This window comes from Isoptericola aurantiacus (genome assembly GCF_044769875.1).
Classification (GTDB): Bacteria; Actinomycetota; Actinomycetes; order Actinomycetales; family Cellulomonadaceae; genus Isoptericola; species Isoptericola aurantiacus.
This window is the reverse complement of the sequence record NZ_JBJBAE010000002.1, coordinates 439,622-455,057: the sequence shown is the minus strand read 5'-3', so window position 1 is coordinate 455,057 and position 15,436 is coordinate 439,622. Positions and strand designations below refer to the sequence as shown.

General features: G+C 71.6%; 39 protein-coding genes. 1 reads left to right on the top strand and 38 read right to left on the bottom strand.

Annotated features, from left to right (window positions below; translation table 11 throughout):
* Positions 1 to 3: 3 nt before the first annotated feature.
* The 37 genes from ACIQLL_RS09070 to ACIQLL_RS08890 form a co-directional block, all read right to left on the bottom strand.
* The gene (locus tag ACIQLL_RS09070) at positions 4 to 390 is read right to left on the bottom strand and encodes a DUF6221 family protein (RefSeq protein ID WP_402465764.1); all 387 of its coding nucleotides are present in this window, start codon (positions 388 to 390) and stop codon (positions 4 to 6) included.
* Complete coding sequence (locus ACIQLL_RS09065; RefSeq protein ID WP_402465761.1) at positions 387 to 1,043, bottom strand: hypothetical protein; 657 nt, start codon at positions 1,041 to 1,043, stop codon at positions 387 to 389. The genes ACIQLL_RS09070 and ACIQLL_RS09065 overlap by 4 nt, the downstream gene beginning before the upstream one ends.
* Positions 1,043 to 1,213 (bottom strand): hypothetical protein, encoded by a 171-nt coding sequence (locus tag ACIQLL_RS09060; protein ID WP_402465758.1) that lies wholly within the window; start codon positions 1,211 to 1,213, stop codon positions 1,043 to 1,045. The genes ACIQLL_RS09065 and ACIQLL_RS09060 overlap by 1 nt, the downstream gene beginning before the upstream one ends.
* Complete coding sequence (locus ACIQLL_RS09055; protein WP_402465756.1) at positions 1,210 to 1,392, bottom strand: hypothetical protein; 183 nt, start codon at positions 1,390 to 1,392, stop codon at positions 1,210 to 1,212. The genes ACIQLL_RS09060 and ACIQLL_RS09055 overlap by 4 nt, the downstream gene beginning before the upstream one ends.
* A complete protein-coding gene (locus ACIQLL_RS09050; RefSeq protein ID WP_402465754.1) occupies positions 1,389 to 1,622 on the bottom strand; it encodes a hypothetical protein in 234 nt (77 codons plus the stop codon). The genes ACIQLL_RS09055 and ACIQLL_RS09050 overlap by 4 nt, the downstream gene beginning before the upstream one ends.
* Complete coding sequence (locus tag ACIQLL_RS09045) at positions 1,619 to 1,801, bottom strand: hypothetical protein (protein WP_402465752.1); 183 nt, start codon at positions 1,799 to 1,801, stop codon at positions 1,619 to 1,621. Before ACIQLL_RS09045 ends, ACIQLL_RS09050 begins: the two co-directional genes overlap by 4 nt.
* The gene (locus tag ACIQLL_RS09040) at positions 1,798 to 2,604 is read right to left on the bottom strand and encodes a hypothetical protein (RefSeq protein WP_402465749.1); all 807 of its coding nucleotides are present in this window, start codon (positions 2,602 to 2,604) and stop codon (positions 1,798 to 1,800) included. The genes ACIQLL_RS09045 and ACIQLL_RS09040 overlap by 4 nt, the downstream gene beginning before the upstream one ends.
* A complete protein-coding gene (locus ACIQLL_RS09035; RefSeq protein ID WP_402465746.1) occupies positions 2,601 to 3,020 on the bottom strand; it encodes a hypothetical protein in 420 nt (139 codons plus the stop codon). The genes ACIQLL_RS09040 and ACIQLL_RS09035 overlap by 4 nt, the downstream gene beginning before the upstream one ends.
* Complete coding sequence (locus ACIQLL_RS09030; RefSeq protein ID WP_402465744.1) at positions 3,017 to 3,328, bottom strand: hypothetical protein; 312 nt, start codon at positions 3,326 to 3,328, stop codon at positions 3,017 to 3,019. The genes ACIQLL_RS09035 and ACIQLL_RS09030 overlap by 4 nt, the downstream gene beginning before the upstream one ends.
* Entirely contained in the window at positions 3,325 to 3,648 is a 324-nt protein-coding gene (locus ACIQLL_RS09025) for a hypothetical protein (RefSeq protein WP_402465741.1), read from the bottom strand. The genes ACIQLL_RS09030 and ACIQLL_RS09025 overlap by 4 nt, the downstream gene beginning before the upstream one ends.
* On the bottom strand, positions 3,645 to 3,884 hold the full coding sequence (locus tag ACIQLL_RS09020; protein WP_402465739.1) for a hypothetical protein: 240 nt from the start codon (positions 3,882 to 3,884) through the stop codon (positions 3,645 to 3,647). The genes ACIQLL_RS09025 and ACIQLL_RS09020 overlap by 4 nt, the downstream gene beginning before the upstream one ends.
* Positions 3,881 to 4,048 (bottom strand): hypothetical protein, encoded by a 168-nt coding sequence (locus ACIQLL_RS09015; RefSeq protein ID WP_402465736.1) that lies wholly within the window; start codon positions 4,046 to 4,048, stop codon positions 3,881 to 3,883. The genes ACIQLL_RS09020 and ACIQLL_RS09015 overlap by 4 nt, the downstream gene beginning before the upstream one ends.
* Entirely contained in the window at positions 4,045 to 4,545 is a 501-nt protein-coding gene (locus ACIQLL_RS09010; protein WP_402465734.1) for a hypothetical protein, read from the bottom strand. Before ACIQLL_RS09010 ends, ACIQLL_RS09015 begins: the two co-directional genes overlap by 4 nt.
* On the bottom strand, positions 4,542 to 5,363 hold the full coding sequence (locus ACIQLL_RS09005) for a hypothetical protein (RefSeq protein WP_402465732.1): 822 nt from the start codon (positions 5,361 to 5,363) through the stop codon (positions 4,542 to 4,544). Before ACIQLL_RS09005 ends, ACIQLL_RS09010 begins: the two co-directional genes overlap by 4 nt.
* Positions 5,364 to 5,457: 94 nt before the next feature.
* Positions 5,458 to 5,706 (bottom strand): hypothetical protein, encoded by a 249-nt coding sequence (locus tag ACIQLL_RS09000; RefSeq protein WP_402465730.1) that lies wholly within the window; start codon positions 5,704 to 5,706, stop codon positions 5,458 to 5,460.
* Positions 5,703 to 6,014, bottom strand: a complete 312-nt coding sequence (locus tag ACIQLL_RS08995) for a hypothetical protein (protein ID WP_402465727.1) — start codon at positions 6,012 to 6,014, stop codon at positions 5,703 to 5,705. The genes ACIQLL_RS09000 and ACIQLL_RS08995 overlap by 4 nt, the downstream gene beginning before the upstream one ends.
* On the bottom strand, positions 6,011 to 6,205 hold the full coding sequence (locus tag ACIQLL_RS08990; RefSeq protein ID WP_402465724.1) for a hypothetical protein: 195 nt from the start codon (positions 6,203 to 6,205) through the stop codon (positions 6,011 to 6,013). The genes ACIQLL_RS08995 and ACIQLL_RS08990 overlap by 4 nt, the downstream gene beginning before the upstream one ends.
* Positions 6,202 to 6,684 carry an HNH endonuclease signature motif containing protein gene (locus ACIQLL_RS08985; RefSeq protein WP_402465721.1) on the bottom strand — a complete coding sequence of 161 codons (483 nt, stop codon included), beginning with the start codon at positions 6,682 to 6,684 and terminating at the stop codon, positions 6,202 to 6,204. The genes ACIQLL_RS08990 and ACIQLL_RS08985 overlap by 4 nt, the downstream gene beginning before the upstream one ends.
* The gene (locus ACIQLL_RS08980; protein WP_402465719.1) at positions 6,681 to 7,040 is read right to left on the bottom strand and encodes a hypothetical protein; all 360 of its coding nucleotides are present in this window, start codon (positions 7,038 to 7,040) and stop codon (positions 6,681 to 6,683) included. The genes ACIQLL_RS08985 and ACIQLL_RS08980 overlap by 4 nt, the downstream gene beginning before the upstream one ends.
* Positions 7,037 to 7,267, bottom strand: coding sequence for a hypothetical protein (locus ACIQLL_RS08975; protein WP_402465717.1), 231 nt, complete (start codon positions 7,265 to 7,267; stop codon positions 7,037 to 7,039). Before ACIQLL_RS08975 ends, ACIQLL_RS08980 begins: the two co-directional genes overlap by 4 nt.
* 8 nt (positions 7,268 to 7,275) lie before the next feature.
* On the bottom strand, positions 7,276 to 7,542 hold the full coding sequence (locus ACIQLL_RS08970; RefSeq protein WP_402465714.1) for a MerR family transcriptional regulator: 267 nt from the start codon (positions 7,540 to 7,542) through the stop codon (positions 7,276 to 7,278).
* Positions 7,542 to 7,994 carry a WhiB family transcriptional regulator gene (locus tag ACIQLL_RS08965; protein WP_402465712.1) on the bottom strand — a complete coding sequence of 151 codons (453 nt, stop codon included), beginning with the start codon at positions 7,992 to 7,994 and terminating at the stop codon, positions 7,542 to 7,544. The genes ACIQLL_RS08970 and ACIQLL_RS08965 overlap by 1 nt, the downstream gene beginning before the upstream one ends.
* Positions 7,991 to 8,551 carry a hypothetical protein gene (locus ACIQLL_RS08960; RefSeq protein WP_402465709.1) on the bottom strand — a complete coding sequence of 187 codons (561 nt, stop codon included), beginning with the start codon at positions 8,549 to 8,551 and terminating at the stop codon, positions 7,991 to 7,993. Before ACIQLL_RS08960 ends, ACIQLL_RS08965 begins: the two co-directional genes overlap by 4 nt.
* A 2-nt stretch (positions 8,552 to 8,553) precedes the next feature.
* Positions 8,554 to 9,228, bottom strand: coding sequence for a lambda exonuclease family protein (locus ACIQLL_RS08955; RefSeq protein WP_402465706.1), 675 nt, complete (start codon positions 9,226 to 9,228; stop codon positions 8,554 to 8,556).
* On the bottom strand, positions 9,225 to 9,365 hold the full coding sequence (locus ACIQLL_RS08950; RefSeq protein ID WP_402465703.1) for a hypothetical protein: 141 nt from the start codon (positions 9,363 to 9,365) through the stop codon (positions 9,225 to 9,227). The genes ACIQLL_RS08955 and ACIQLL_RS08950 overlap by 4 nt, the downstream gene beginning before the upstream one ends.
* Positions 9,365 to 9,718, bottom strand: coding sequence for a hypothetical protein (locus ACIQLL_RS08945; protein ID WP_402465700.1), 354 nt, complete (start codon positions 9,716 to 9,718; stop codon positions 9,365 to 9,367). The genes ACIQLL_RS08950 and ACIQLL_RS08945 overlap by 1 nt, the downstream gene beginning before the upstream one ends.
* The gene (locus ACIQLL_RS08940; RefSeq protein WP_402465698.1) at positions 9,715 to 10,170 is read right to left on the bottom strand and encodes a DUF4326 domain-containing protein; all 456 of its coding nucleotides are present in this window, start codon (positions 10,168 to 10,170) and stop codon (positions 9,715 to 9,717) included. Before ACIQLL_RS08940 ends, ACIQLL_RS08945 begins: the two co-directional genes overlap by 4 nt.
* Entirely contained in the window at positions 10,167 to 10,598 is a 432-nt protein-coding gene (locus ACIQLL_RS08935) for a hypothetical protein (RefSeq protein ID WP_402465696.1), read from the bottom strand. The genes ACIQLL_RS08940 and ACIQLL_RS08935 overlap by 4 nt, the downstream gene beginning before the upstream one ends.
* The gene (locus tag ACIQLL_RS08930; RefSeq protein ID WP_402465693.1) at positions 10,598 to 10,840 is read right to left on the bottom strand and encodes a hypothetical protein; all 243 of its coding nucleotides are present in this window, start codon (positions 10,838 to 10,840) and stop codon (positions 10,598 to 10,600) included. The genes ACIQLL_RS08935 and ACIQLL_RS08930 overlap by 1 nt, the downstream gene beginning before the upstream one ends.
* The gene (locus tag ACIQLL_RS08925; RefSeq protein ID WP_402465690.1) at positions 10,837 to 11,178 is read right to left on the bottom strand and encodes a hypothetical protein; all 342 of its coding nucleotides are present in this window, start codon (positions 11,176 to 11,178) and stop codon (positions 10,837 to 10,839) included. The genes ACIQLL_RS08930 and ACIQLL_RS08925 overlap by 4 nt, the downstream gene beginning before the upstream one ends.
* Positions 11,175 to 11,591: a hypothetical protein gene (locus ACIQLL_RS08920; protein ID WP_402465687.1), complete on the bottom strand. Its 417-nt coding sequence runs from the start codon at positions 11,589 to 11,591 to the stop codon at positions 11,175 to 11,177. Before ACIQLL_RS08920 ends, ACIQLL_RS08925 begins: the two co-directional genes overlap by 4 nt.
* The gene (locus ACIQLL_RS08915; RefSeq protein WP_402465685.1) at positions 11,588 to 11,965 is read right to left on the bottom strand and encodes a hypothetical protein; all 378 of its coding nucleotides are present in this window, start codon (positions 11,963 to 11,965) and stop codon (positions 11,588 to 11,590) included. Before ACIQLL_RS08915 ends, ACIQLL_RS08920 begins: the two co-directional genes overlap by 4 nt.
* Positions 11,962 to 12,249, bottom strand: a complete 288-nt coding sequence (locus tag ACIQLL_RS08910) for a hypothetical protein (protein WP_402465682.1) — start codon at positions 12,247 to 12,249, stop codon at positions 11,962 to 11,964. Before ACIQLL_RS08910 ends, ACIQLL_RS08915 begins: the two co-directional genes overlap by 4 nt.
* A complete protein-coding gene (locus ACIQLL_RS08905) occupies positions 12,246 to 12,413 on the bottom strand; it encodes a hypothetical protein (RefSeq protein WP_402465679.1) in 168 nt (55 codons plus the stop codon). The genes ACIQLL_RS08910 and ACIQLL_RS08905 overlap by 4 nt, the downstream gene beginning before the upstream one ends.
* A 70-nt stretch (positions 12,414 to 12,483) precedes the next feature.
* Positions 12,484 to 12,687, bottom strand: a complete 204-nt coding sequence (locus ACIQLL_RS08900) for a helix-turn-helix domain-containing protein (protein ID WP_402465677.1) — start codon at positions 12,685 to 12,687, stop codon at positions 12,484 to 12,486.
* Positions 12,684 to 13,445 (bottom strand): phage antirepressor KilAC domain-containing protein, encoded by a 762-nt coding sequence (locus ACIQLL_RS08895; protein WP_402465674.1) that lies wholly within the window; start codon positions 13,443 to 13,445, stop codon positions 12,684 to 12,686. Before ACIQLL_RS08895 ends, ACIQLL_RS08900 begins: the two co-directional genes overlap by 4 nt.
* Before the next feature lie 91 nt (positions 13,446 to 13,536).
* Positions 13,537 to 13,767: a helix-turn-helix domain-containing protein gene (locus ACIQLL_RS08890; RefSeq protein WP_402465672.1), complete on the bottom strand. Its 231-nt coding sequence runs from the start codon at positions 13,765 to 13,767 to the stop codon at positions 13,537 to 13,539.
* Positions 13,768 to 13,859: 92 nt separating this feature from the next.
* Here ACIQLL_RS08890 and ACIQLL_RS08885 point away from each other — a divergent pair, with 92 nt between their 5' ends.
* A complete protein-coding gene (locus ACIQLL_RS08885; RefSeq protein ID WP_402465669.1) occupies positions 13,860 to 14,099 on the top strand; it encodes a helix-turn-helix domain-containing protein in 240 nt (79 codons plus the stop codon).
* Positions 14,100 to 14,283: 184 nt separating this feature from the next.
* On the opposite strand, the gene ACIQLL_RS08880 is transcribed toward ACIQLL_RS08885, so the two are convergent.
* A complete protein-coding gene (locus tag ACIQLL_RS08880) occupies positions 14,284 to 15,435 on the bottom strand; it encodes a tyrosine-type recombinase/integrase (protein WP_402465667.1) in 1,152 nt (383 codons plus the stop codon).
* Position 15,436 lies beyond the last annotated feature (1 nt).

The window sequence follows — 15,436 nt, the reverse complement described above, 5'->3', positions numbered from 1 at the left end:
TGGTCACGGTCGCCACGCCTCGTCGTAGTCGGGATGGTCGGCGTGAGGGAGGGCGAGCATCCGCAGCACGGGGGTGTCTGCCTCGTGCACCAGCGGGCCCGGCGTGTAGTTCGTCGGGTCGGTCCGGTCGTCACCCATGCCGCCGGTGAAGATCATCTGCCGATCGCTGAACCATTCCACGATCCGCCGCTTCGCCTCGACCTCGGCCAGCACGCGGGCGGGCGAGAGCGCGACGTGCGGGCCCATCACACCATGCTCGGTCCAGGCGCGAGTGGCGCGCGGATCGCGCCGCCCGGTCCGCTCGTGTATGCGCTCCGCCGTGGTGGCAGCGGCCCGCGCCGCAGCCTCGTCCTCGTCGAGCCGTGCGGTCAGGAACTCGGTGATGGTCATGCGCTCATCCTCCCAAGTCGCAGCGTGCGGACCAGCCGGGCCGCCGCCTCCTCGTCCACCGGCCGCCGTCGCATGGCCCGCTGCCACTCGGCCGGCGTGATGCGGTGGGTGCCGTCCCGGTCGCACACCATGTCGCCGAGGACGTCCTGCTCGGGCTGCATCCACATCCGGTACTCGCCGCCGCAGTCCACGCGCCGGCCCAGGTCGTCGGTGCCAGCCTCCGGGCACGGGACGTGCAGCCGGATCCAGCGGGCACCGGTAGGCCACGCCGCGCTCTTGGCCCGGCCCGCGAAGTCCTTGGCCTCGTCGATGAACTCACCGGCCTCGACCGGGTCGGCGAAGAACACCCCGAGGTGGTCCTCGGCGATCTCCCGCAGCAGCGCGGCCGGGTCGGACGTGCTCGGCGTCCACGGCTGCTTGGCCTCGTCGCGGTAGTCCATGACGGCCCTGGCGCACCAGGTCGCCCACGCGCTGATCTCGGTGCGCACCACGACGGCATTGGCGTCGAGCGGCAGGCGTGACGACGGCGCCGAGTGCCCACCGCGCTGTCCGTCGCCGAGCAGCCGGTCCTCGAGCTCGTCATAGGCGTCGGCGACGTCGTGCACGCGCTGCCGGGTGACGAGCACGGCATGGGTCTCGTGGGTGCTGCTCATCACGTCTCCGTCCGTGGGGTGATCTCGGGTGGCGCCTGGTCGCGCCAGGTGGCGATGCGGTCGGTGCCGATGAGCGCCTCGTGCCACTCGTGCCCGTCGGCGTCGAGCTGGCAGGCGATGGCGTCGAGGCCGGGCACCGGATATCGCGGCCGGGCGAGGCAGAGGCTCATGGCTGCTCCGTCTCGTCGGCCGCGAGGTCGCACCGGAAGCACCCCGGCACACGCTCGGTGTGGTCGTGCGGCTTGCCCTGGGCCTCGCGTCGGGCGTCGTCGAGGTAGGCCTCGGGGTCGGCCTTCATGGCGGCGAGCATCTGGTCCATCCGGATCGCCCACGGTCGTCGGCTGGTCATGGCTGCTCCCTGCGCTCGGGGTCGATCTCGCCGTCTCGGGCGACTTCGATGAGGGCTCGGCGGTCGAACCAGGACAGGCCGTCGGACCAGATGGCGCGCACGTTCACGTCGCCGTCCTCGTCCACGGTCTTGAGCAGGACGAACGCCCCGGAGATCAGCTCGCCGTCGCGCAGGTTGGTGCGGACGCCGAGGCTGTCGAGGGTGTCGCCGATCGGCTTGCGGTCGCTCACGCTTCCTCCCCTTCGTCGCACCCGCGGTCGAACGCGGACCACGGGTCGATGCCCTGGTCTCGCAGGCCGCGCGCCATCGAGATGATCCCGGCGGCGATCTCCATGCCGACGACGAACGCGACGGCTCCGGCTGCCCAGGCCCAGGTGCTGGTCTCGGCGGCGATCTCGCGGGGGGTCATGGCTGCTCACCGCTCACGGTCCAGCCGCGCTGCTCCCAGACCTCCTGGTAGGCCCGCTTGAGTCCGCGAGTCGGGCCGTCGATCGCAGCCTCGCCGTCGACCTCGATAAGTGGGGGGAAGTCGATGGGCGCCTCGAGCCATCGAGATCCGCGCACGGTCACTCCAGCGCTGGAGGTGAGCGTGACGCGCTCCCTGCCCCTCTCCCGGCCTCCCGCACCCTCAGTCGCCCCGTCACCCTCCGGAGCGCTGTGCGCGTCTCCACGGGCCGTGTGCGCGTCCAGGGCGGCATGGATGGCTCCGGGCCACACGACCCACTTCTGCGTGACGAGGTTGCCGCCCCCGGTGTGGACCTTGATCTCCACCGGGCTGTCCGCCAGCGCCCGCACCTGCTCGATGGCGGCCTCGGCGTCCTCCGCGCGGTCGCGGGTGAGGTTGTGGCTGTAGCGAGCGCGGCGCAGGTCGTGCTTCGCCTCCGCGAGCAGCCGAGCGAGGTCGCCCCGCTGCCTCCGGTACTCGACGGCACGGGCGGCGAGTCGCGTCGCGTCGTCGTTGGGGTCGATCCCGAGCAGCTCGTCGAGGTGGTCCGGCTCCCGGTACGCCTCCTCGGACGCCTCGCGCCGGATCTGCTCGATGTCGGCGCGGATCGCGCCCTCGATGCCCCGCAGCCGCTCCACCTCCTCGATCAGCGCCTCGCGGTCCTCGTAGGCGGCGCGGGGGAGTCCGGGGCGCACGGGTCGCACGCCGTCGGGTCCGGGCCGGGTCTGGGTGGCGCGACGACGGATCGCGTCCAGGTCGATGGTCACGGGGTCTCTCCGTTCTCAATCCGGTTGGCGTGCCTGTAGAGCCAGTCCGCAATCGGGACGCTCCGAAATGTGGGGTAGGGCTTCGAGTCGGGGTTTGCCACCTCCTGAACGTGCGCGCCGAACCGCCGAGCACCTTCGACCCAGTAGTCACCCCACCGGATGTTGTGCTCGACCTCTTCGAGCGCCTGCGCCGCCGCGCGAACCCCCGCTGCCGTGGTGACGGTCTCGGGCTCGAACAGGGCGAGGACGCGACGGACAGAGTCGTAGTCAGCGGTCCCGGCGGCGTTGTGCCAGCCGCAGTGCGGGTCAGCCATGCCGCGTCCGGCGTACGCCTCGTCGCAGATGCAGTCACCGGTGGTGTCGCGGAGGTTCTGCTCCAGGGCCTTGGCGACGTCATCGAAGGTCGGCTTGTTCATGGCTTGCTCCTCTCGTCGGTGAAGGTCCAGCCGTTGCCGTGGCAGGTGGGGCAGCCGAGGATCTCCGGCCCCCACATCGGCCCGGCCGGGTAGTGCGCCCAGGTGCCGGACCCCTCGCACTCCTCGCACCGCTGTAACAGGTCCGGGTGCTCGGTGCGCAGGTGCTCGCGCAGGGCGTCGGCGGCGTCTCCGACCTCCAGGAACGCGCGGTGGCAGGGCAGCGACTTCCGGTCCTCACCACAGGCGTGGCACTGCCAGGAGTGCCAGGCGTTCCGCGCGGTGGTGACCACCCGCCCCGGCGCGCTCACGACGCGCCTCCGGGTGCGTCGAGGTCGCCCGCGTGCACCACGAGGTCGGGGACGAGCGTTCCGTCGTAGCGGATGTGCAGGACGACCGGGCGGTCGAGGAGACGCCGCCACGAGTTCCACGTGCCGTTCGCCGTGATGCCGCGGTCGAGCGCGATCGAGTACGGGCAGTCACGCAGGTCCGGCGTCGAGACCTTGCACGCCGCCGAGTGCAGGACGTACACCTGCTCCTCGGCGGAGACGGCGCGCCCGTAGTGGTCGGTCGGGTGTCGCTTGACCCCGACGATCGCCTCGATGTCCTGAGGGTCCACCAGGTCGCTCACGACGCACCTCCCACGACGTCGATGCGGACGATGTGCCGGGCAGCGATGTAGGTGCGGAGACCCTCGCCGGGGATGTAGACCAGCGAGTCAGGGTTGCCCTGCACCTGCGCGATGATCTCGTTCGCCGCCGACAGATCCCAGTCGTTGAGGGTGATGACCGGCATGGTCGGGCTAGCAGTGCCGATGACGACCTTCACCGCCTCGGCAGCCCGGTCGATCGGGTCGGTGGTGGTCATGCGTCCTCCAGGTCTCGTGCCGCGGCTCTCGCGGCGTCGGGGGTGGTGTCGGGCATCGGGGGGCACCAGCCGCAGCCGGGGTGGGGGTCGCGGTGCTCGGCGAGGTGCTCGGAGCGGCACATGGGGCAGGGCTCGCGGTGGTGGTGGTCCGGGCAGCGGCTCATCGCGGCGCCCCCTCGCTCGCGCGCACCGGCTTCTCGAGGCAGCCGCACGTGCACTGGCGGCCGTGGGCGATCGTCAGCTCGGGCGGCTTGCGGGCGGCCTCGACGACGGGTGCGGGCACCTCGATGCCGGCGAGCTCGCACGCGGCCTGCTCAGCCGCCTTGGCGTCCCCGGTGTCGGCGAACGTCTCGATGAAGGCGCGCCGCCACGGGATCTCGCGGGCAGGGTCGCCGTCGAGCGCCTGGGGCACCTGGACGCCGGGCATGTCGGCCAGGCGTGCCCGGCGCTTGGCCGCGACAGCCGCCCGGACGTCGCCCGGCGTGACCCACCGCTGGTCGCTGGTCCGCGTCGCGATCATCGACGTGGCGACCTCCTTCGCGGTGACGTAGGGGACGTCGGTCAGGGCCATGTGCCACACGGCCCCCTGCCCCTCCATGGCGTTGACGAGCGCGGCCCGGTTCAGGACGGTGACGAGCTGGGTGGCTTCGGTCTGGTTCACCGGGCTCCTCCTTCGATCTGCTGCAGGTGGATGACGTTTGCCTGGTCGGCGGCCTGGGCTCGCTGCATCTCGGCGGCGAGGATCTGGCCCTGGCGGTCGCGGGGCGGGTCGCGGTGGGCGGGCTCGATGTCGCGCAGCTCGCGCCACTCGTCGATGCGAGCGCGGAGTGTGCCCTTGCGGTGCAGGCCGGTGAGGAGTCCGCCGATGGAACGCACGCCGGGGTCGGCCTTGAGGTCGGCGAGGAAGGCGCGGCGTTCGTCGGCGCTCAGCCCGTGGCTGGCGAGGACGGAGTTCGCGTTGAGCTCGGGCTCGCTCGGCGCCGGCTCGTCGGCTCGCGCGTCACCTTCTGTAGCCGGTGTACCTACGTAAGTAGTAGTAGGGGGACGGGTCGGGCCGGGCCGGGAGGATTCGGGGGCGACTCGGCCACCTGATCGGGTACCCGATGCCTCGCAGAACTCGCAGCCCTCGACGTACAGGCCCTGCTTCTCGTGCCACCGCCGATGGTTCCCACGCTTCCCACCTGCGGATTCAGCCTTCCGCTTCGCCTTCTGGGACCCGGCGTCGGGGTTGTAGTCGGTCCAGTCGTGGAAGTGCCAGCCGTCGTTTTCGTCGACATCCCAGAGGCCGACGGAGACGAGACAAGCGGCTTCGCGACGCGTGCCGGAGAAGAGACGGAGGGCAGACGAAGGCACGTAGCCGTCGTTCTCCTGGGCCGCGCACCAGCTCGCGGCGGACACCCAGAGCGCCCGCGCGCCCTTCGTGGCGCCCAGCCACTTCGGCGACGAGTGCAGCTTGTCGTCGATCTTGGCCCACCCCATCAGGGGGTCTCCTCTCGGTCGTCGTGATGGATCTGCTGGTGCCACAACCGCCCCCAGGGCGTGTCGATGACGTGGCGACCACAGGAGACGCAGGTCATGGCGCCTCCCAGGGGGTCGTGTAGGTGACCACGACGCGGCGGACGACCTCGGTTCCTCGGTGGCCGGAGTAGACGTCCCCGACGAGAGCGCGGGCGTTCTCCTCGCTGGGCCTCATGTCGACCTCGCCGCGATCCATGAGCACGGTCCCGACCGTCTGGCGCAGCCCCCACTCGACGCGCTCGACACGCTTGCCGACCTGCTCGGGCGGTAGGTCGAGATCCAGGTGTCCCTGATCGCGCGTCATGAGCACACCTCGAACAGGTCGGGCTCGGTCCAGGGCACCGCGCTCCTGACGGTCAGCTGCTCGGCGGGCGCCGGTGCGCCGTGGTAGCCGTGGGCGCAGTCGAGGCAGGCGAGCCAGCCCTGGCCGACGTCCCACCACGCCTTGTCGACGACGTGCTCGCTGCCGAATCGCACGACGGTGTCGCCGCTGCGGAACGGGCGCGGGGGCCGCGGCTCGCACCCCCACCAGACGGCGTTGGCCTGGCTCGGGTGGGCGCCGTCGCGCGGGCATCCGGTGGGCCGTGGGCAGGGGTAGGTGCTGTCGCTCATGACGCCCTCCTCGCCCGACGTCGCGCGGCCCGCAGGGAGGCGACCGCGGAGTACAGGTCGCCGTCCGACGCCTGCCCGTTGGCCCACGCCTCGGCGGTGCGCACGACGTCGTCGCGCTTGGCGGCGACCCTCTCGACGCGGCGGGTGGAGTCGCGCATGGCGGCGTCGAACGCGTCCAGGTCGAGCTTCACGAGCCCTCACCTCCCGGCCGCTGCCCGGTCATCAGCGCCACGAGGTCGCGCAGCGTCATGAGCACGTGCTGGTCGCCGGGGTCGGTGGTGCCGCGGCCGTGCCACCGAAGAGCGTTCGCGCGGCGGTTGTTCTCGGACTGCGTCACCGGTTCCAGATGGTCCGGGTTCACACACCGGCGGTTGCGGCACAGGTGGTCGATGTGGAGGCCGGCAGGAATGGGGCCTCGCGCGGCCTCGTAGGCGACGCGGTGAACCTGGGCCGTTCGGGATCCCCCGATGCCGATCCGCCCATAGCCGTTCGCGCTTGTCGCCCCTGTCCACTCGATGCAGTCGCCGGACTGGACCAGCATTTCGGCCATGCGGGCGCCTACGGGCCTCCGCCTTCCGTGACCCTTCTTGAACTTCTTGGCGACCTTGACGCCACACCCGCAGGCGCACGGGTTGATGAGTTTGCGTTGCCAGTTGTTGAGGTTGCTCACGGACGGCCTCCCGTCAGGAGGGCGACCAGGTCGCGAAGGGTGAGGGTCACATACTGATCGCCAGGGTCACCGCGCCCGTGGCGCTTGTGGACGACGAGTCCGACCTGGGCGTCGTCGTTGCGGCGCTCGACGTCGGCCTCTTCCACCCAGGCGGACAGGCTCAGACGAGACACGTTCTTGGCCTCCACGACGACGCGGGCGCCCATGTGGCGCAGGCCGGAGACGTCCCCGCGGTCGTTCGCGCCGCTCTGGCGGCGACGCTCGATGCGGTCGTCGACGTGCTCGGCGAGGTAGCCGACGACGGAGGACTCGAAGCGCGTGCCGGCAGCCTTCGCGGAGGCTCGGTTGCGGGTCATGCCGGCACCCCCAGCTCCGTGGTGCGGGCCCGGACGAACGCGGAAACGGTCACGACGAACTCGGCGCCACCGGAACCGGCGACGGTGCGACCCTCGCGCAGGACGGGGCTCCCGGCCGCGACGAGCTCGAAGCCGTGGCGCCAGGCGACGTCCCGGACGTCGGAGCGAGCCTCGGCCAGGAGGTCGTCCAGGGCGACGGTGTCGTCGACGACGGGCCAGACGGCCATGAAGCGCATCACGAGGTCACCAGCAGCGCGAGTGCGCGGCTGCCCGAGACGGGCACCTCTCCGTCGTCGACCATGCGTGCGGCCAGGGTCGGGGAGCACCCTGCGGCGACCAGTCGGGCGATGTCGCGGGCCCGGTGGACCTCGGCGCCGAAGAAGATGCGGTCGGTGCCGGATCCCTGGAGCCGCACGGGGTGGAGGATGCCCTGACGGCACCAGTGGTCGAGCTGGCGGTAGGTCAGCGGTGCGGTCGCGGTGATCGCTCTGTACCTGAACATCACGCCGCCACCTCCACGCGGTCGTACCCGTCGCGCTCCTCGGGGGTGAAGCCGCCGAAGACGCCGTAGGGCTCCCGGTTGGCTAGGGCGACCTCCAGGCAGCGCCAACGGATCGGGCAGGCGGCGCACACGGCCTTGGCCCGCTGCTCGCGCTCGAATCGCGCCAGCCCGCGCTCCTGCTCCGGGTGAAAGAACGCGTCGTCGGCCTCGGTGAGGTCGGCGGCGACGTCGACCCGGCAGGCTGCCTGGGCGGACTCGTCATGGGTGAGCGCCGAGGTCGCGACCCCGCGCCTCTTGGCTGGCTTCGCTGCCGCGATGCCGTAGCGGCGTCGGATCAGCTGGACGTTGTTGCTGGTGCGGTCGAGCTCCTTGCCGATCTGGACGTCGGAGACGCCCTGCGCGGCCAGCATGGCGATCTGCTGGCGCACCTGCTGCGAGACCCGGGCGCTCACGACTCCTCACCGCCCGTCGCGCCGTCGGCGGCCTTGAGCTCGGCGTTGCGGGCCTCGACCAGCGCGCGGATCTCGGGGCTGGCGGCCTGCCAGATGCGCCGCAGCTCGTCGCGGTCGGTGATCTCGGCGACCTCATCGGCGGTCGGTTCGGGTGCGGTCGGCTCGACGTCGTCGGGCAGCGGCTCGACGGTGAACATGGCCGACTTGCCGCGCGAGACCAGCAGCGGCACGGAGCGCTTCTTGCCGCCGATGTGGCTCATGGCGGCGACACGGGTCCCGCCGACGGCCATGCCGCCGAACTGGACGCGCTCGTCGCAGTAGAGGCGGACCCGGCGGCCGACGTACTGGCTGCCGTCGGCTCCCCAGAGCGCCACGAGCACGCGGCGCATGGACTTGCCGGGGCGCCAGGGTCGGGGGAACTCGGCGAGGTCGACCTGCACGGGCTGCTCGGCGTTGCCCTGACGGACGGCGGCGATGGTGAAGGTTCGGGGCCCGGCGGCGAGGTCGACGGCGTCGAGCTGGTCGGAGTCGGGATGGATGGTGTTGGAGAGGTCCACGGTCAGATCACCACTTCGAAGTCGATGCGCTCGGTCGCGGGCATGCCCTCGACGGCGCGGGTGTAGTTGCTGGTCATGTCGGCGGCGGCCTGCTCGAAGGCTTCGACCGCGGACTGGATCGCCTGGTGCCACTGCTCGTCGGGGTGCACCCGCTTGATGAACAGCGGCATCCCGGCGCAGAAGGACACGTAGTCGCACCAGGCGCGGCCGGAGACGAACAGCCCGGCCTGGACCTGTGCCATGTACTGCGGCGGCACGGCGTCCTCGAGGATCGTGTGCAGGTGGCCCTTCTGGCGGGGGCACTTGATCTCGATCAGGCCGTCGTCGCCGGGGAGTCCGTCGGGGGAGTAGCCGAGCCGCCAGCCGTCCTCCTCGCGGGCCATGAAGCCCATCTCGGCGACGTCGGCACCGGTGTGCTTGGCGTAGGCGACTCGGGCGTGCGGCTCGTGCTCGACGCCGCGCCACATGTCGTCGGTCATGGGCGACGGCTCGGTGTGGCCGGTGATGCGCTCGGCGACCAGGGACGTCACGAGGCCGCGCGAGGTCTCGTTGCGGGCCACCTTGAGCGTGCTCGTGGTGACGAGCTTGCCGACGGTCGACGCCGTGACGATGCCGCGGCGCAGGTCGTGCCACTCGTCCGTGCCCTGGATGACATCGGGGAAGGTGTACAGGCTCATCGCCCGCTCCTCTCGTGGCAGTCGCACCGGCACTCGGTCGGCGCGTCGGTCAGGTCGTCCCAGGCGTCGCCGGCGCAGGCGGCGTGCTTGCCCTGGGCGCAGTCCGGGTTGATGCGGTTCGCGTCGGACAGGCTCATCACGCGGCCCTCCATCCGGTGTCGGCGACGATGCGGGACAGGACGCGGCCGCAGGCGAGGTGGACGTCTCGCACGCGCTCGGCCGCCGCGAGGGCTCCGGCTCGGGTCGCCGCGACGGCGCCCGGCTGGTGACCGTCGGCGTGCTGCGGCTCGCGGATGCAGGGCGCCCACTCGACGCGGTACGTGAAGTCGTAGACCTCGCCGTCGATGACCAGGCCGCTGATCCGCTCTGGCTTCACGAGGGCGTCGTGGGTGAGCCACCACACGGCGTCCTCGAGCGTGGCCTCGGTGGCCACGGGCTGGGAGCGGCGCTCGGCCTCGGCGTGGAGGCGGGAGTCGGTGGGGGACTTCATGACGCACCGCCGTTCGCGATCTCGAGGAGCACGTCGGCGTGGCACGGCTGGTCCAGCGGGCACCAGCAGGCCAGGTCGCGGCCGGCGAGCCGAGCACGGATCTCGGCGACGGTGGGCGCGGTCTGCGGTCGCCAGTCGATCGGCCAGCCGCCTCCGGTGACCCAGGCGCGGTAGCACTCGACGACCTCGGCGCGCGTCATGGCCCGCACGTGAACCTCGGTCACCCGGCCGTTGCCGTGGTGGTAGTCGTGGCGCATCCCCTCGGCGCTGATCCGACCCTCGTACTCCCACGGCTTGCCGCGGTGGTGGATCGCGGGCGTGCGGGCGAGGCCGGACGATCCGCCGATGGTGAACGGGTTGCCCCACTTCGTCGGCCGGGCCACGTTGACCGTGCCCTCGGGCTTGCGCCAGCCCTTCGTGCGGCGGAGCTGGATCCGCTTGGGGGCGGTCATGACGCTTCCTCGACAAGGCGGGTGCGGCGGACGTTGCGGACGCCGTCGCCCTGTTCGGCGAGGCGCCGCAGGCCGGACTCTTGCTGGGCGGTCTCGTGTCCGCTGGCAACCTTGGAGACCGTGTGCCAGTCGGGCCGGTCGGGGGTCTGCATCTCCCAGGTGAGGCGCCATGTCTCGCGGTCCTCCTCGATGAATTCGGCCCCGCAGTCGCACAGGTGCTGGGTGGGGGTGCGGTTCGCGGGGAGGTGTGCGCCGGTCCAGATCGCGGAGTGGCCGCGGCCGGTGTCGTTCGGGCACACGTAGGACGTGTACGGCTTGAGCGTGGTGATCTCGATGTGCTCGCCGTGGTCGTAGTCGCGGTCGCAGGCAGCGCAGATGCGGTGCCCGTTGCGGAACCGCGGGGAGAACTCGAAGTGGTGGGCGCCCATCAGCTCATCACCCCCCGCAGCCCCGAGTCCGCGCCGGGCCCGCCGACGCGCAGGGTCTCGTCGTTGGCCTGCAGCGGCGCCACGAGGTCGTCGCGGCCGTGGCGGGTCAGGAACCGGCGCAGCGAGCGGGGCGCCATGCCGACGCACGCGGCCAGCCCGGACAGGCCCACGCCGTACTTCGCCGCGTCGTGCGCGTCGCCGAGGACCTGGCGCACGCGGGCGGGGTGGTCGATGCGGGTCATGACGTGGCCTCCGCGGTGTACTCGTCCCAGGCGTTCGCGAAGTCCGGGAACCACCGCAGTGCCTCGCGGACCTGCTCCGGCGTCACGCGGTCGCGATAGACCAGGCGGTCGAGGGAGTCCATGCAGTCGTCCAGCGCGCTCTCGACCTTGCGGCGAACGTCCGACTCTGCGATCTCCTCGGGAGTCGGGTTGACGGTGCGGGCCGCGTGGCTCTTAGCGGCGTACCCGTCCTTTTCCTTCGCCGCCGTGAACGTGTCGCGCAGGTGGGCGTCGCGATCGGCGGGGGTCTGCAACGTGACGCCGCAGGTGATGCACTCGGCGTAGTGGTCGGCGCTCATCGGACCGCCTCCCTGTACTCGGTGACGGACGCGGCCAGGTCGCGCAGCAGCTGCGCCGGGTCGGCGCCGGACTTCCACCGGTCCACGACGGCGCAGGCGGCGTCGGCCAGGTCGAGCGTCACGAGCGACGGCGCCTCGGCCTGCGTGCGGGCGTCGGCCAGCGCTCGGTCGAAGCCGTCCATGTCGATGCCGGCGGACGCCATGAGGTCGCGTGCGGCCTGGGGCGGCACCGTCTCCCGCAGCGGGATGTCCAGCGCACGGGCGTCGAGCTCTCCGTACCCGCGCAGGTCGTCCATCTCGGTGGAGCCCGCCGCCGGGACCGGTGTGGGCACGTGCCCGGCGGCGGGGGACCCGGTGTGGACCAGGCGCGGGTAGGGCGCGTCGGTGTCGCGCTCGGGGGAGTGATGGGTCATGACTGCTCCTCGGCGGTGAGGTACGCGGTCGCCTCGAGGGCGAGCACGTCGGGGATGGGGGTGCCGGACTTCGCGGAGACCAGCAGCAGGTCGTGGTGGGCGATCTCCATGCCCTCGGCGTCGGCCTGGAGCTGCTGCACCTCGGCGAACTCCAGGAGCGTCCGACGCCGCGGCCCCTGGTCGCTCGTGTCGTAGGCGGCCGGGACGCGGCAGGACAGGGCCAGCGCGGACCGCTCGTGCTCGGACAGCGGCGCGGCGGGCTCCACCTGCGCGGAGATGAAGTCCTCGACGGCGGACGGGGCCGGCTTGCGCTGCGGGTGCGGGTCGGGCTGCACGATCTTGCGGCCGATGGCGGCCAGGAGGCGGGCGATCATCGGGCCACCTCCGTCACGGCCTCACGGACCCACTCGGGAGCCTCGGACAGCGGGGGCTGCCAGTCGCCGCCCCACGCGACGCTCTTGCGGTGGCGGCCGTAGGTGCCGTCGCGGAGGATCCAGCGGCCCTCGACGGCTACGCGCAGGCCCCAGCGCTCGTGGCGGGTGACGGTGAGCGTGATCGGCTCGACGGTGATCTGCCGGCCGCTCTCGTCCTGCGTGATCGGCACCGACCCGTTCGGGGCGTCGAACGTCCAGGTGCGGGAGGTCAGGGTGGCGCTCATCGGGTCGCCTCCGTCAGGTCGGGCCCGGCGAGCAGCGGGTTGCCGTGCTCGGCGACCATGGCGTCCCACTCGGGCGTCGGCTGGTCGTCCTCCTGGCGGGGCATCGTCGCGGTCAGCTCGACCGGCTCGACGGTGAGGGGCGGGAGTGCGGCGGTGGTTCGCATCGGTGCGGTACCTTTCGGGTGTCGGTGGCGAGTGCTGGTCTTGGCGGATCGGGCGCTCGCCGCTGGTGTGTCAGGACTTCTTGCGGGACCTGGAGCTGCGGCCGGAGGTGCTGGCGGCCACGCGCTGACGGTCGGTCCAGGCGTCGAGGTGGTCGCGGCGGTAGCGGATGTGGCCGCCGAGCTTCACGCGGGGCACCTCGGGGTGGTCCCGGAGCCATGACGGCTTCACCCGCAGGTACTCGGCCGCCTCGTCGCGGGTCATGTAGGAGCTCACGCGGGCACCCCCGCCCCGGCGTACCGGTTGAGGAAGTACTGCTGGCCCTTTCCGGTGACCTTCGGCGTCTTCGAGATCGTCACGTGACCGTCGGAGTGGGTGACGGCCGTCTCCTTGATGCGGAACAGGCCGAGCTCCATCGACCGCTGGGTCGGGGTGTTCCAGTCGGAGCCCTCGCGGCGGATCAGGTAGCCGTCGCGGCGCAGCCACTCGAACAGCCGGGTCCCGCCGACCTCGACGCCGTTCCCGCGCAGGATCTTCGCGAGCTCGCCGACCAGGATGTTCGTCTGGGACGTCGCGACGGCGTCGGCGAAGATCACCTTCGGCGCGTCGGCCGCGACCTTCGCCTCCAGCTCGGCGCGCTGCTCCACCTCGGCGGCCAGCGCCCGGAGCGCCGTGGCGTAGTCCTGGGGGAGCGCGGGGGCGACGGCGTAGGAGCCGGTCTTGCGGATCGCGGGGAGCACGTCGTGGGTGACCCAGCGGCGGACCGGCTCGGCGGCGGGGGAGTCGCTGCGCAGGATGACCGTCCACATGCCGGCTTCGTTGACGGTGGCGCGGTTCGGGGTGCCGGGGGTTCCATCCGTCAGGCGGATGGAACCCTTCTCGTCGTCAGCGAGGCGCGCGAGGACGTTGCCCACGTTGGCGATGCTGAGGATGCGGCAGAGGTCCGCGAGGACGAACCACGGCTCGCCCTGCTCGTCGGTGACGACTCGGACGGCCTGTCCGTCGAAGTCGAAGGGGGTGAGGCTGGTGCTCACGGTAGAATTCCTCTCGGTACGTGGCCCTCGCCCGGTTCTTGGTCGGACTGGCGGGGGCCGCTGTCGACTGAGCGATACCCGATATCGGGTATCAGGCGGCAGGCGTCGGGACGTGGTTCGGGTACAGGTCGGCCACGGGAAGGTGGAGGGTCTCGGCGATGACGGAGAGCTCGCGGGCGGTGAACGGCACCTTGCCGGTCTCCTTGCGCGAGAACGTCATCGGCGTGATGTCGAGCAGCCGAGCCAGGTCCGCCTGCCGCTGCCGGCGGCGGTGCCGGGCTGCCCTCACCTCGTCTCCGATGGCCTGGTCGATGTGGTGCATGTGGACCATGAAACACGATATGGGGTAGCGCGTCAACCGCGACGCGCAAACTTTTTCCTCATTTCGTGTATCACCGGGCTAGGCTGGGCCTCATGACCGGTGTGAACACCTTCGGATCCTCGCTCACCGCTGCCCTCCGGTCCTTCATGACGGAGCACGGGATCACGCAGACCCAGGTTGGCGACTACCTGGGTCGTTCCCAGAACTACGTGCACGGCCGGCTGACGGGTCGCAACGAGCTCAGCGCCGACATCATCGGCGCCGTCGCCGTGCTCGCGCACATCACGCCCCGCGCGCTGATGGTCGAGCTGACAGAGCGGATGTCGCACTGAGGATCGCGTCGGCCAGGTCCCCGTGGATCAGGCAGGCGACGTCGGCGCTCGCGGCCGGGTCGGCGTTGAAGGGGCATCGGGCGGGGCAGTGTGCGACGTTGCAGACGATCTCCATTCCGACACCTTGCCTCGGGCCACCGACAGATTGACCGGATACAGGGGAGGCGTGAACCGATTTCACCCGCTAGGGCTCGATCTCGGCCACCACGGGTGACAGCGACCCGGCCAGAGCTGCCTCGGAAGCCGCGGCCATCGTGTCGAGGTCGTCCGGCATCAGGTGGCCGTAGACGTCGACCGTGACCTTGATGGACGCGTGGCCCAGGCGCCGCTGGATCTGGTCCAGCGACCGGCCCGACGAGAGCATCCACGTCACGTGCGAGTGCCGGATCGAGTGCACGGTGGGCTGCTTGGCGATCCCCGAGGCCGCCACCCACTTCTTCCACCGCTGCCCGAACATCGTGGCCGTCGTGGGCTCTCCGTCGTCCTGCGTGCCGAACACCCAGGCGTGCGGCGGTAGGTCCGCGGTGTGCTCGGCCAGGTGAGCCACGAGCGAGGGGCCGATGCTCACCGAGCGCAGACCTCGGGCGGTCTTCGGTGCGCCCGTCTTGCGCGGCCCGCCCTCGGTCCACTCCCAGGTGCGGCGCACGTCGATGCGCGGGTGCGCGTCGTGCAGGTGCAGGTCTCCCACGCGCAGCGCCAGCGCCTCGCCGATGCGCAGCCCGGTCGCGGCCAGGGTGTGCACCAGGATGCGCCACGGGTCCGGCACGACGGCGTAGACGCGGGAGAACTCCTCGGGCGTGAGGAACACCTTGGGCCGTGTCTCGGTGCGCGGGATCTTGGCGCCGGTCGCGGGGTTCTTCGTCAGCATGTCGTCGAGCACGGCGCGCTTGAACGCCGCCGAGAGCAGCTGGTGCCGGCCGCCGATCGTCTTTCCCGACAGGCCCTGCTTCTCGAGGTCGCCGATCCACTCGGCGACGTCGGTGCGTGACACGGCGGTGATGGGCAGCGCGCCGAGCTGGTGCGTCGCGATGGTGCGCCGGATCGACTCGTACCGCTTGCGGGTGCCGCCCTTGATCCCGGACAGGGCGCCGATGTGCCGGTCGAGCAGGCCGACGACGTCGAGCGTGGCCGGGGCGGCGTCGTCGTGGGCGTCGAGGATCTTGCGGGCGATCTGCGGGCCGTGGCGGTCGATGTCGCGCATGAAGCGGGATGCGGCCTCGGGGTTGTCGAACGTCTCGGAGGTCTGCCGCTTGACCCCGTGCTCGTCGGGCGCCCGGAACAGCACGGTGAGCGTCTGCGTGCCGTCCTTGAGGGTGCGGGTGCGAAGCGATGCCACG

Bases quoted from the DNA above. Each gene is read 5' to 3' on its own strand.
- ACIQLL_RS09070 (WP_402465764.1), bottom strand. From the start codon at position 390: ATGACCATCACCGAGTTCCTGACCGCACGGCTCGACGAGGACGAGGCT.
- ACIQLL_RS09065 (WP_402465761.1), bottom strand. From the start codon at position 1,043: ATGAGCAGCACCCACGAGACCCATGCCGTGCTCGTCACCCGGCAGCGC.
- ACIQLL_RS09060 (WP_402465758.1), bottom strand. From the start codon at position 1,213: ATGAGCCTCTGCCTCGCCCGGCCGCGATATCCGGTGCCCGGCCTCGAC.
- ACIQLL_RS09055 (WP_402465756.1), bottom strand. From the start codon at position 1,392: ATGACCAGCCGACGACCGTGGGCGATCCGGATGGACCAGATGCTCGCC.
- ACIQLL_RS09045 (WP_402465752.1), bottom strand. From the start codon at position 1,801: ATGACCCCCCGCGAGATCGCCGCCGAGACCAGCACCTGGGCCTGGGCA.
- ACIQLL_RS09035 (WP_402465746.1), bottom strand. From the start codon at position 3,020: ATGAACAAGCCGACCTTCGATGACGTCGCCAAGGCCCTGGAGCAGAAC.
- ACIQLL_RS09020 (WP_402465739.1), bottom strand. From the start codon at position 3,884: ATGACCACCACCGACCCGATCGACCGGGCTGCCGAGGCGGTGAAGGTC.
- ACIQLL_RS09015 (WP_402465736.1), bottom strand. From the start codon at position 4,048: ATGAGCCGCTGCCCGGACCACCACCACCGCGAGCCCTGCCCCATGTGC.
- ACIQLL_RS09005 (WP_402465732.1), bottom strand. From the start codon at position 5,363: ATGGGGTGGGCCAAGATCGACGACAAGCTGCACTCGTCGCCGAAGTGG.
- ACIQLL_RS09000 (WP_402465730.1), bottom strand. From the start codon at position 5,706: ATGACGCGCGATCAGGGACACCTGGATCTCGACCTACCGCCCGAGCAG.
- ACIQLL_RS08995 (WP_402465727.1), bottom strand. From the start codon at position 6,014: ATGAGCGACAGCACCTACCCCTGCCCACGGCCCACCGGATGCCCGCGC.
- ACIQLL_RS08980 (WP_402465719.1), bottom strand. From the start codon at position 7,040: ATGACCCGCAACCGAGCCTCCGCGAAGGCTGCCGGCACGCGCTTCGAG.
- ACIQLL_RS08975 (WP_402465717.1), bottom strand. From the start codon at position 7,267: ATGGCCGTCTGGCCCGTCGTCGACGACACCGTCGCCCTGGACGACCTC.
- ACIQLL_RS08970 (WP_402465714.1), bottom strand. From the start codon at position 7,542: ATGTTCAGGTACAGAGCGATCACCGCGACCGCACCGCTGACCTACCGC.
- ACIQLL_RS08955 (WP_402465706.1), bottom strand. From the start codon at position 9,228: ATGAGCCTGTACACCTTCCCCGATGTCATCCAGGGCACGGACGAGTGG.
- ACIQLL_RS08950 (WP_402465703.1), bottom strand. From the start codon at position 9,365: ATGAGCCTGTCCGACGCGAACCGCATCAACCCGGACTGCGCCCAGGGC.
- ACIQLL_RS08945 (WP_402465700.1), bottom strand. From the start codon at position 9,718: ATGAAGTCCCCCACCGACTCCCGCCTCCACGCCGAGGCCGAGCGCCGC.
- ACIQLL_RS08940 (WP_402465698.1), bottom strand. From the start codon at position 10,170: ATGACCGCCCCCAAGCGGATCCAGCTCCGCCGCACGAAGGGCTGGCGC.
- ACIQLL_RS08935 (WP_402465696.1), bottom strand. From the start codon at position 10,598: ATGGGCGCCCACCACTTCGAGTTCTCCCCGCGGTTCCGCAACGGGCAC.
- ACIQLL_RS08930 (WP_402465693.1), bottom strand. From the start codon at position 10,840: ATGACCCGCATCGACCACCCCGCCCGCGTGCGCCAGGTCCTCGGCGAC.
- ACIQLL_RS08925 (WP_402465690.1), bottom strand. From the start codon at position 11,178: ATGAGCGCCGACCACTACGCCGAGTGCATCACCTGCGGCGTCACGTTG.
- ACIQLL_RS08920 (WP_402465687.1), bottom strand. From the start codon at position 11,591: ATGACCCATCACTCCCCCGAGCGCGACACCGACGCGCCCTACCCGCGC.
- ACIQLL_RS08915 (WP_402465685.1), bottom strand. From the start codon at position 11,965: ATGATCGCCCGCCTCCTGGCCGCCATCGGCCGCAAGATCGTGCAGCCC.
- ACIQLL_RS08910 (WP_402465682.1), bottom strand. From the start codon at position 12,249: ATGAGCGCCACCCTGACCTCCCGCACCTGGACGTTCGACGCCCCGAAC.
- ACIQLL_RS08905 (WP_402465679.1), bottom strand. From the start codon at position 12,413: ATGCGAACCACCGCCGCACTCCCGCCCCTCACCGTCGAGCCGGTCGAG.
- ACIQLL_RS08890 (WP_402465672.1), bottom strand. From the start codon at position 13,767: ATGCACCACATCGACCAGGCCATCGGAGACGAGGTGAGGGCAGCCCGG.
- ACIQLL_RS08885 (WP_402465669.1), top strand. From the start codon at position 13,860: ATGACCGGTGTGAACACCTTCGGATCCTCGCTCACCGCTGCCCTCCGG.